This is a genomic window from Caulobacter sp. GW821-FHT09B08 (assembly GCF_059418225.1).
Genome location: NZ_JBWKPL010000009.1, coordinates 218082 through 228677, shown reverse-complemented (window position 1 = coordinate 228677; position 10596 = coordinate 218082). Strand labels below are relative to the sequence as shown.

Annotated in this window: 10 protein-coding genes and 2 pseudogenes; 7 read left to right on the top strand and 5 right to left on the bottom strand. The window is 68.9% G+C overall.

Translation table 11 applies throughout. The features are described 5' to 3' along the window. A pseudogene (locus AC07OA_RS22475) lies at positions 1–800 on the bottom strand (flagellar hook-length control protein FliK); the annotation flags it as partial. A 414-nt stretch (positions 801–1214) separates the two neighbouring features. Between AC07OA_RS22475 and flgK the strand changes: the two are divergent. The 5 genes and pseudogenes from flgK to AC07OA_RS22450 all read left to right on the top strand — a co-directional run bounded on the left by flgK (position 1215) and on the right by AC07OA_RS22450 (position 6302). Further along, entirely contained in the window at positions 1215–3329 is a 2115-nt protein-coding gene (gene flgK / locus AC07OA_RS22470; protein ID WP_494666052.1) for a flagellar hook-associated protein FlgK, read from the top strand. A 9-nt stretch (positions 3330–3338) separates the two neighbouring features. After that, complete coding sequence (locus AC07OA_RS22465; protein WP_494666051.1) at positions 3339–4262, top strand: flagellin; 924 nt, start codon at positions 3339–3341, stop codon at positions 4260–4262. A gap of 161 nt (positions 4263–4423) precedes the next feature. Next, complete coding sequence (gene mnmA, locus AC07OA_RS22460; RefSeq protein ID WP_494666050.1) at positions 4424–5644, top strand: tRNA 2-thiouridine(34) synthase MnmA; 1221 nt, start codon at positions 4424–4426, stop codon at positions 5642–5644. Positions 5645–5686: 42 nt separating this feature from the next. Next, a pseudogene (locus tag AC07OA_RS22455) lies at positions 5687–5832 on the top strand (hypothetical protein); the annotation flags it as partial. Positions 5833–6167: 335 nt separating this feature from the next. Continuing rightward, positions 6168–6302, top strand: a complete 135-nt coding sequence (locus AC07OA_RS22450) for a hypothetical protein (protein ID WP_494666049.1) — start codon at positions 6168–6170, stop codon at positions 6300–6302. Between the two features lie 23 nt (positions 6303–6325). On the opposite strand, the gene AC07OA_RS22445 is transcribed toward AC07OA_RS22450, so the two are convergent. Beyond that, positions 6326–6538, bottom strand: coding sequence for a hypothetical protein (locus AC07OA_RS22445; protein ID WP_494666048.1), 213 nt, complete (start codon positions 6536–6538; stop codon positions 6326–6328). Further along, positions 6535–7038, bottom strand: a complete 504-nt coding sequence (locus AC07OA_RS22440) for a winged helix-turn-helix transcriptional regulator (protein WP_494666055.1) — start codon at positions 7036–7038, stop codon at positions 6535–6537. The genes AC07OA_RS22445 and AC07OA_RS22440 overlap by 4 nt, the downstream gene beginning before the upstream one ends. 219 nt (positions 7039–7257) lie before the next feature. Between AC07OA_RS22440 and AC07OA_RS22435 the strand changes: the two genes are divergently transcribed. Next, positions 7258–8448, top strand: a complete 1191-nt coding sequence (locus tag AC07OA_RS22435; protein ID WP_494666047.1) for an acetyl-CoA C-acyltransferase — start codon at positions 7258–7260, stop codon at positions 8446–8448. Between the two features lie 198 nt (positions 8449–8646). Here AC07OA_RS22435 and AC07OA_RS22430 read toward each other — a convergent pair whose 3' ends face one another. After that, positions 8647–9237, bottom strand: coding sequence for a DUF3617 domain-containing protein (locus tag AC07OA_RS22430; protein WP_494666046.1), 591 nt, complete (start codon positions 9235–9237; stop codon positions 8647–8649). Between the two features lie 77 nt (positions 9238–9314). On the opposite strand from AC07OA_RS22430, the gene AC07OA_RS22425 reads away from it, so the two are divergent. Beyond that, positions 9315–9584, top strand: a complete 270-nt coding sequence (locus tag AC07OA_RS22425; protein ID WP_494666045.1) for a GNAT family N-acetyltransferase — start codon at positions 9315–9317, stop codon at positions 9582–9584. A gap of 90 nt (positions 9585–9674) precedes the next feature. Here the strand turns inward: AC07OA_RS22425 and AC07OA_RS22420 are convergent, their stop codons facing one another. Next, entirely contained in the window at positions 9675–10538 is an 864-nt protein-coding gene (locus tag AC07OA_RS22420; protein WP_494666044.1) for a LysR substrate-binding domain-containing protein, read from the bottom strand. Between the last annotated feature and the right edge of the window lie 58 nt (positions 10539–10596).

Sequence of the window (10596 nt, the reverse complement as noted above, 5' to 3'; positions counted from 1 at the left end):
GGCTGAGCCGGGGCGGCGACCTCGGCCTTGGCGGCCGGCGCGGCGGCGGTCTCGGCCGGCTTGGACGCGGCCTGGGCGGCGGCGGCCAGGTCGGCGGCCGAAACCGTCGGCAGTTCGGGCAGTTCGACGGCCGGGACGGTCGCGGCGGCGTCGGTCGCCACGGCGGCGGCGGGGACGGCTTCTTCCTGCAGGGGCGCGGCGACCTCGGCGATGACCGGGGCGAAGGTCGCGGCCTGGGCGGCGGCGGTCTGGGGCGCGACGGCCGTGTCGGCGTCGGCGACGGTCTTGGGCGCCTCGACGGTCGGGGCCTGCATGGCGGCGATCAGGGCGGCGGCGGCCTGGGCGGCGTCGACCGGCGCGGCGTCGGTCTGGCCGGCGGCCTGGTCGGCGACTTGCGTGTCTTTAGAGTCCTTGGCGGCGCCCGCGTCGGCGGCGGCCTGGTCCTTGCTGTCGGCCACCTTGCCCGAAGCCTTGTCGGCGGCCTGGGCGGCGTCGGCCGCCTTAGCGTCGGCCCGGGCGTCGGCCTTGTCCGAAGCGTCCGCGCGGGAGGCCTTGGCGTCCGAGGCCTTATCGGCGGCCTTGGCGTCGGCGATCTTGGCGTCCGACGTCTTGCTGTCCTGCGCCTTGCCGGCGGCGGACTTGGCGTCGGCGGCCTTGCTGTCGCGCGTGGAGGTCTTGTCGTTGGCGCTTCCGGCCTGAGCCAGCAGCGCGCCGAAGCCTTCGGCCGCGTCCTTGTCGTAACCGCCGGCGGGCGCCGGGGCCGAAGGAAGGACGGAAGCGGGAGCGGCGATCGCGGTCATGCGTCGATGAGGTCCACGGCGGATGGCGGCCCGAAGAGGACACGCCTTGATCCGCCATTCCCTCAGCAACCGCCGGGCCAACTCGCCAAACCACAATAACTCATTGTTTTATTTGATATTAATCTTGCATTTACAACTTCGGATAGGCAGACCACGGCGCTTTTTGCCGAGTCAAACAGGGTTAATGCGACCGAGGTTGCCGCGTCAGCGCGCCCCACCCGCCCCCTGCCGGAAGTTGGCGCCCTCCTTGCGCATAGGTTTCTGTCGCTCGCTCGACGCCAGGAACGAATTGCCTTGATTTTCAACGGCTTGCACATCGCGGAAGGGGTTCAGCCCCACAACGCCCGGCAGTTTTCGCCGGGCAAGGTCGCGTCGTGCCGTTCGTGGTTTGCCGAGCGGGCTGGAGAATAGACGATGTCGTTGAACACCATCTTGAACGTTGCGACCTCGGGGATGATGGCGGCCCAGACGGGCCTGCGCGTCACTTCCGACAACGTCGCCAACATCAATACCGCCGGCTACGTCCGCAAGACGATCAGCCAGTCGAACCTGATCTCCAACGGCATGGGCGTCGGCGTCAATATCGACGCCATCAAGCGCGCGACCGACAAGTTCATGGCGGCCGCCAGCCTGAACGGCGCGTCCGACACCGGCCGCACCGGCGCCATCGCCACCGCCCTGGACAACGCCCAGAAGTTGTTCGGCGACCCCAGCGCCAAGACCAACTTCTTCTCGACCCTGGACGACGTCTACGCCGCGTTCTCCATGGCGGGGGACGATCCGTCCTCGACCCTGCTGCGCTCGAGCGCCATCACCAAGGTCGAGGACTTCCTCAGCGAGAGCAAGCGCATCACCTCGTCGCTGTCCAGCCAGATCAAGGACACCGACAACCGCATCGGCGCCGATGTCGACCGCGTCAACGACCTGCTCAAGCAGATCGACAGCCTCAACGTCGACATCACCCGCGCCAAGATGGCCGGCGCCGACGGCACCGGCTCGGAGAACGTCCAGAGCGGCCTGATCGACGAGCTGGCCAGCTATATGAACATCCAGGTCAGCGATCGCGCCAACGGCGGCGTCACGATCCGCTCGGCCGAGGGCGTCAGCCTGGCCGGCGACGGCGCGGCCAAGGTCGCCTATGTCCAGTCGGGCGCGGCCAACGGCTATCTGACCGTCACCACCGCCAACAGCGGCGGCCAGGTCATGCCCCTGGCGGTGTCCAACGGCGAGCTCCAGGGCCTGCTGCAGCTGCGCAACACCGACCTGCCCAACCTGTCCGACCAGTTGGGCGAGTTCGTCAGCCGCGCCGCCGAGGAGCTGAACCGCGCCTCCAACGCCTCCAGCGCCGTCCCCGCCCCGTCCACCCTGACGGGCAAGAACACCGGCCTGGACGCCGCCACCGCGTTCAAGAACTTCACCGGCAAGACCACGATCGCCATCACCAACAGCGCCGGCGTCGTCCAGCAGAAGGTCGAGATCGACTTCACCGCCGGCACCATGACGGTCAACGGCGCGGCCGGCCCGACCTTCAACAACACCAACTTCATCGCCCAGCTGAACACCGCCCTGGGCGGCACGGGCACGGCGTCCTTCGCCAACGGCGCCCTGAGCCTGAACGCCACGACGACGGGCAACGGCGTGGCCATCGTCGATGACGCCACCACGCCCTCGACCAAGGCCGGCAAGGGCTTCTCCCAGTTCTTCGGCATGAACGACGTGATCCGCTCGGACGGCTACTCGCCCTACGAGACCGGCATGGTGGCCGGCGACCAGAGCGGCTTCACCCCGGGCCAGACCATCACCCTGCGCCTGACCGATCCCGACGGAAGCCGCATCCGCGACGTGCAGGTGACCATCCCGACCGGGACGGGCACGATGCAGGAGACGCTGGACGCCCTGAACTCGCGCAACAGCGGCGTGGGCCTCTACGGCGCCTTCGCCCTGGGCTCGAAGGGCGAGCTGACCTTCACCGCCAACACCGCCACCCCCGTCAGCCTGTCGGTCGTCGAGGACACCACCCAGCGCGGCGTCTCGGGCCCCTCGCTGAGCCAGCTGTTCGGCGTGGGCATGAGCGAGCGCAGCACGCGCGGCGGCATGTACAAGGTGGATCCGGGCATGGACGCCGACCCGTCCAAGCTGCCGTTCGCCAAGCTGGACCTGACGGCCGCGGCCGGCACGCCGGCCCTGGCGGTCGGCGACGGCCGCGGCGCCCTGGCCCTGGCCAAGGCCGGCGACACCACCACCACCTTCGCCGCCGCCGGCGACACCGCCGGCGCGAAGAAGAGCGTCCTCAACTACGGCGCCGACTTCAGCGGCTCGATCGCCCGCAAGGCGGCCGCGGCCACCAGCCGCAAGGAAGCCGCCGAAGCCGTCCAGACCGAGGTCGACGCCCAGCGCCAGTCGCAGGAAGGCGTCAACCTCGACGAGGAACTCGTCAACCTGACCACCTATCAACAGGCGTTCAACGCCTCCGCCCGCCTGATCCAGGCGACCAAGGACATGTTCGATGTCCTTGTGGGCATCATCTGAGGTTAAGCCATGACCCGCGTCTCCACCTCCGGCAATTTCGGCGTGATGACCAGCAACCTGATGCGCGCGCAGGTGCTGCAGAACATCGCCGGCGAACAGGTCTCCAGCCAGAAGAACGCCACCGACCTGAAGGGCTATTCCAAGAACGCCGAGGTTCTCACGGCGATGCGGAGCGCCCAGGCCAAGGTCGCCGGCTTCCTGGATCAGACCACCCTGGTCTCCAACCGCCTGGACATGCAGGACACCGGCATCGGCCAGATGGCGGACGGCGTGCAGAGCGCCCGCGACGCCATCGCCAACGCCATCGCCGCCGGCAGCGCCGAGACCCTGATGCAGCAGATGGGCGGCGCGTTCGGCGACGTGGTCCAGGGCCTGAACACCAAGTCCAACGGCCGCTTCGTGTTCGCCGGCGCCAAGTCCGACACCCAGCCGACCACCGCCAGCACCATGGCCGACCTCACGGCCGCGCCCAGCACCGCCTCGCTGTTCCAGAACGACCAGTACATCACCAGCAACCGCATCGACGACACCACCTCGGTCGACACCGGCCAGCTGGCCGACAAGCTGGGCACGGGCGCCTTCGACGCCTTCAAGCAGGTGCAGGCCTATATCGACGCCAACGGCCCGTTCACCGGCAAGCTGACCCAGACCCAGACCGACTTCCTGACCGGGGTCATGAAGACCTTCGATACGGTCAAGATCAGCCTGACCACCGCCCAGGCCCAGAACGGCCTGAACCAGAAGCGCTTCGAGACGGCCCAGACCGAGCTTTCCGACCAGGCCGACTCCCTGACCACCATGGTCGGCGGCATCACCGACGTCGACATGGCCGAAGCCGTCACCCGCCTGCAATCGGCCCAGCTGGCCGTCCAGGCCTCGGCCCAGGTCTTCGCCAGCCTGCAGAACTCGTCGCTGCTGAACGTGCTGAAGTAGGGGCGGCGGAGGGACGCCCCCTCCGTCGGCTTCGCCGCCTCCCTCACGTCCTCCTCACCCGTGAAACGGGGGAGGTGGCGCGATGCGAATACGCATCGCGACGGAGGGGGCGTCACCACGCCTCGCCCCCAAACCTCGCAAAACCGGCCACAACTCGCTATATGGCCGCGATGAACGCCGACACCGCCCTTCTGGACACCGCCCCCTCCGCCCTTGACCGCGCGGTCGAGCAGGCGCGCGCGGCCGTGGGTCTGCCGGCGGGGACGCGGATCGTGGCGGCCATGTCGGGGGGCGTGGACTCCACCGTCACCGCCGCCCTGCTGGCCAAGGCCGGCTACGACGTCGTCGGCGTGACCCTGCAGCTCTACGACCACGGCGCGGCGATCGCCAAGAAGGGCGCCTGCTGCGCGGGCCAGGACATCATGGACGCACGCATGGCGGCCGAGCGCATCGGCATCCCGCACTACGTCCTGGACTACGAAAGCCGCTTCAAGGAGCAGGTGATCGAGGACTTCGCCGACGCCTATCTGCGCGGCGAGACGCCCATTCCCTGCGTGCGCTGCAACCAGACCGTCAAGTTCCGCGACCTGCTGGACGTGGCCCGCGACCTGGGCGCCGAGGCCATGGCCACCGGGCATTACGTGCAGCGCGCCATGCCGGCCGCCGGAGCCAACCGCCCGCAGCTGCGCCGCGCCGCCGACCCGGCCAAGGACCAGAGCTATTTCCTGTTCGCCACCACGGCCGAGCAGCTGGACTTCCTGCGCTTCCCGCTGGGCGGCATGGACAAGCCGACCGTGCGCCTGGTGGCCGCCGAGCTGGGCCTAGCCATCGCCGACAAGCCCGACAGCCAGGACATCTGCTTCGTGCCCGAGGGCAAGTACACCACGGTGATCGACCGGATCCGGCCGCAAGGCGCCCTGCCCGGCGACATGGTGCACATGGACGGCCGAGTGCTGGGCAAGCACGAGGGCGTCACCCGCTACACCATCGGCCAGCGCCGGGGCCTGAACATCGCCGTGGGCGACCCGCTGTTCGTGGTCAAGATCGACGCCGACAAGCGCCAGGTGATCGTCGGCCCGCGCGAAGCCCTGCTGACCCAGGCCCTGTCGCTGAAGGAAGGCAACTGGCTGGGCGTCGAGGGCAGCCTGGAAGCGGCCGCCGCCGAGGGCGCGCCGGTGCTGGCCCGCGTGCGCTCGACCCGCGAACCCGTGCCCGGCCGTCTTGCGCTCGGAGACGACGGCGAGCCGCGCCTGGTGTTCGACGTGCTGGAAGAAGGCGTCGCCCCCGGCCAGGCCTGCGTGCTCTACGATCCCGCCGATCCCGAACGCGTCCTGGGCGGCGGCTTCATCGTGGCCACCCAGCGGGCGGACGTCGCGCTCTAGCGGCCGCGAGAGAACGCGCACCCTCCCCCACCCTATTTTCAGCCGTCATTCCCGCCCTTGTGGGGGAACCCCTCTATCCGCCGCAGTTGCGGGAGGGGCGGACCGCCGGTGGTCCGCTTGCGCTTCACGTGCGGGCTGAACCAGGGGTTCCCGCCACAAGGGCGGGAATGACGGTTGAAAGGTGGGGGCGGTTGCGGGAGGCCGCTGGCCGGACCGGCTTCGAATCCCAAACTCAGCGCCAGCTCCAACAGCCAAACCAAGCTTGGCCGCACAGCGAACATCGTTCGTATCCCGCCATTTTCCAGCACAAGAAAACGGCAAATTCTGCACGGAAACGACTCTATTTGACGTTACCGTCAAAACTTACTGACACCTACGTCAAAAAGCGAAATTAATCACGAAAAAACGTCATTTTTCACCATCGAAGCGAGTGACATCCGGAACTTTTGTGTCATGGAGAAGCTATCAACTGTACGCCACCACCGAGTGTTTTTGACACATCTGGAAATTTAGGCCGAAGACCATGCACAGCACCGCCTACATCCATGTTCCGCACCACAACGAGCGCCACGTCTCGCTGACCAAGCTGAGCGTGATCCTCGCGAGTCTGGCGCTGTGGGCGACGATCATCGCCGGCGTGGCGGTGGCCATCGGCTAAACGCCGAGCCCCTTCGATCCGCCCTATTCGATCTCGTCGAAACGCATTCCGATCCTAAACAGGCAGTAGCCCGTCTCGTCCACCAGCCTGGCGACGTCCGGATTGGTGTCGGCCCGTTCACGGGTGCGGGTATGGCGCCAGTCGGCCTCGGCCGCGCCCTCCGGAAACGCCGCCCCGTCCGTCGTCACCAGCCGATAGGCCGGCTTGGTCCGATGGACGTGGAAGCGAAAGCTCACTCGGCCGCGATCTTGGCCGAGGCCTCCAGGGCCTCTCCGACCGTCAGGCCCGGCTCGTCATGCACGACGCGCTTGAGGTCGCGCCCCTCGACCACCTCGCCGCAGGCCTCGCAGGCGAGCTTCGGATGGAAGTCGCAGCCGCACTTCTGGTGCACGAAATGCACCGGCCCCTTGCCCACGCCATACACGTGCTGGTCGCCCCACTCGGCCATGGTCAGCAGCACTGGCGACAGGGCCCTGCCCTTGGCCGTCAGCACATATTCCCGGCGCGGCGGACGCTCGGAATAGCGCCGGGCCTCCAGCACCCCGTGGCCGACCAGGCTCTTGAGCCGCGCGGCCAGAACGTTGCGCGCCACGCCCAGCCGCTCCTGCCACTGCTCGAACCGCTTCACGCCCTGGAAGGCGTCGCGGAGGATCAGCAAGGTCCACGGATCGCCCACCACCTCGAGGGTGGCGGCGATGGCGCAGCGTTCGTTGGTGTAGTCGGCGGTGCGGCCCATCACGGGAAGGTGAAGCCTTCCGCCGGGGAATGCAAGGGTTGCTTTTGCAGACCGACACGAGTAGGTTTTTTATAGCAATTGACTCTCGGTTGCGCACCTGCGCGGCGGCGGCCGGAACATCCGCATTCCACCGCCGCCCGCTTTTTGCGCGATGCTCTTGCGTCTGACGCGCCGAAGAGGGTTTATCTCGCCACAAAATCCCCAGGGTGGAGCCTAACCATGTCCAACACCGCCGATCCGGTCGTCATCGTCTCGTTCGCCCGTACGCCGATGGGCGGCTTTCAGGGCGCGTTGGCCGGAGCCAAGGCCACCGAGCTGGGCGCGACGGCGGTGAAGGCGGCCATCGAACGGGCCGGGGTCTCGGGCGACCAGGTCGAACAGATCTTCATGGGCTGCGTCCTGCCCGCGGGCCTGGGCCAGGCGCCGGCGCGCCAGGCGGCCGTGGGCGCGGGTCTGCCGCTGTCGGTCGAGGCCACCACGGTCAACAAGATGTGCGGCAGCGGCATGCAGGCCGCGATCATGGCCCACGACGCCCTGGCGGCCGGCAGCGCCGACATCATCGTGGCGGGCGGCATGGAGAGCATGACCAACGCCCCCTACCTGCTGACCAAGCATCGCTCGGGCGCCCGCATCGGCCACGACCAGATGTGGGACAGCATGTACCTGGACGGGCTGGAGGACGCCTACACCCCCGGCAAGCTGATGGGCGCCTTCGCCGAAGATACGGCGGCGAGCTATCAGTTCGGCCGCGACGCCATGGACGACTACGCGGTCAAGGGCCTGGCCAAGGCCAAGGCGGCCGTGGAGTCGGGCGCCTTCGCCGCCGAGATCGCCCCGGTGACCGTCACCACCCGCAAGGGCGCGGAGACCATCGCCCAGGACGAGCAGCCCCTGAAGGCCGATCCGGCCAAGATCCCCACTTTGCGCGCGGCCTTCGCCCGCGACGGCGGCGTCACGGCGGCCAGTTCCGCCTCGATCAGCGACGGCGCCGCCGCCCTGGTCATGACGCGCGAGAGCGTGGCCAAGCGCCTGGGCCTGCCGATCGTCGCCAAGGTGATCAGCCACGCCGCCCACGCCCACGAGCCGGCCCTGTTCACCACCGCTCCGGTGCCGGCCATGAGGAAGGCGCTGAAGAAGGCCGGCTGGGACGTCGGCGACGTCGACCTGTTCGAGATCAACGAGGCCTTCGCCGTGGTCGCCATGATCGCCCAACAGGAACTGGGCATCGATCCCGACAAGCTGAACGTCAACGGCGGCGCCTGCGCCCTGGGCCACCCCATCGGCGCTTCGGGCGCGCGCATCCTCTGCACCCTGATCTCGGCCCTGCAGGCGCGCGGCGGCAAGAAGGGCCTGGCGGCGCTGTGCATCGGCGGCGGCGAGGCCACCGCGATGGCGGTGGAGCTGGTTTAGGACGGACCGGCAGTTCGCAGCCGACTTCTCATTTCCGCCGTCATTCCCGCCCTTGTGGCGGGAACCCCTGGTTCAGCCCGCAAGGGCGTTGCCTTGGCGCGCTGGCGCGCCACCCATCCGCACCTGCGGCGGATAGAGGGGTTCCCGCCACAAGGGCGGGAATGACGGACTAAATAGGAAGGGCTCGCGCGAGGCCCCCTACCCGCCCGAAACCGCCTTGGTCACCAGGTTGATCCGCCGGCCGCCAGGCATCTCCACATCCCCGCCGGTCCAGCCGGCCGGGCACGCCCCCGACCACTCGGCGGTCATCGACATCCGGTGCTCGCCGTTCATGGCCGGCTGGGCCGCGCCCGTGGTGGTGCTGACGATGTCCATCACGTAGCGGGTTTTGAAGTCGCCCGAGACGCGGATGGTGCTATCGCTCTGGCCGGCCGGGCCCATGTCGCACGACGAGACGATGGTCCAGCCGCCGTCGGCGCCCCGGGTCATCGACTTCTGCTGGCAATGGGTGTCGGCGCCCTGAGCATTGACCCCGATCTTCTGGTCGGTGGCCTCGTCGATGCAGAACCGGAAGCTGCGGGAGAAGCCCTGCTCCTTCAGGTTCATGGTCTGGGTCCAGAGGCCCGGCTTGCGCTTGGGCCAAGTCGCCGGGGTCGGGGCCGCGGGCGTAGAGGCCGCCGCCTCGGTCGCCGCCGGCTTGTCGCCCATATTGCTCGCAGTCTTGGTGTCCGTCTTGGCGCCGCAGGCGGCCAGGGCCGCCAACGCCACAAATCCCACTAGAGCCCGCATCGCCCACCTCGCTCGCGCGTTAGCCCCCGGAACAGAGAACCCCTGGCGCGGCGCGCCGTCCAGCCCATATGCGAGACATGACAGACGCCTTCAGCCACAACCCCGCCAAGAGCCGCTACGAACTGGAGGTCGACGGCCTGATCGCCTTCGCCGACTACCAGCGCAGCGGCCACCGCCTGGTCATCCCCCACGTTGAGGCCGACCCCGCCCTGCGCGGCACCGGCGCGGCCGGGCGCCTGATGAGCCAGGTCACCGAAACCGCTCGCAGCGAGGGCATGAAGATCGTGCCCCTGTGCGGCTACGCGGCCGCGTGGCTGAAGCGGAACGATCCGGAAATGATCGCCTAGCGCGGCCGGGGACATGCCCTTGCGGCGTGTCCCCATCAGGAAGCGCCGAGCTTGGACTTGGGGACACGCCGCATGCGCATGTCCCCGATCCTAGATCTCCTCGGACAGCCAATCCCGGAACGCCGCCAGGGCCGGCGTGACCGGCCGCGACTTCAGCCAGGTCAGCCAGTACTGGCCCGCCCCCACCTCCAGGGCGAAGGGCCGCACCAGCCGCCCCTGCTCAAGGTCGCGGGCGAACATCATCAACGGGGCCAGGGCCACGCCCGCGCCCTGCATCGCCGCCTCGACCATCACCCAGGAACTGTCGAACACCGGCCCCCGGATCGGCGGCGGCGAGAGGCCGGCGGCGGCGAACCAGTCGGGCCAGTCGTCGGCGCGGTAGCTGCGCAGCAGCACCTCCGAGCCCAGGGCCTCGGGCGACTTCAGGCGCTCGGCCACGGCGGGCGCGCACAGGGGCGTCATTGGGGCGGGAAACAGCGGCACGGCCTCTGTCCCGTGCCAGGCCCCGTCGCCGAACCGCACGGCGCAGTCCAGCCCCTCGCCGGCGATGTCGATGCGGTTGTTGTTGGTGAACAGGCGCAGGTCGACGAACGGATGCGCCTCCCGAAACGCCGGCAGGCGCGGCAGGAGCCAGCCCACGGCGAAGGTGCCCACCACCCCGACGCTGAGCACCTCCATCACCCGCCCGGCCGAGAACCGCTCCAGGACGTCGCCCATGCGGTCGAAGCTGTCGCGGACCACCGGCAGCAGGGCCTGGCCCTCGTCGGTCAGGGCCAGGCCGCGCGGCAGGCGGCGGAACAGCCCCGCGCCCAGCCGCGCCTCCAGTCCCTTGACCTGGTGGCTGACGGCGGCCTGGGTCACGCACAGCTCGATGGCCGCGCGGGTGAAGGACAGATGGCGCGCCGAAGCCTCGAAGGCTCTCAGGGCGTTGAGGGGCAGTTGCGCGCGGCTCATGCTTACACCCAAATTTTCCTAGGGTCTGGAGCGAACTATCATCGTTTGCCCCATCGGT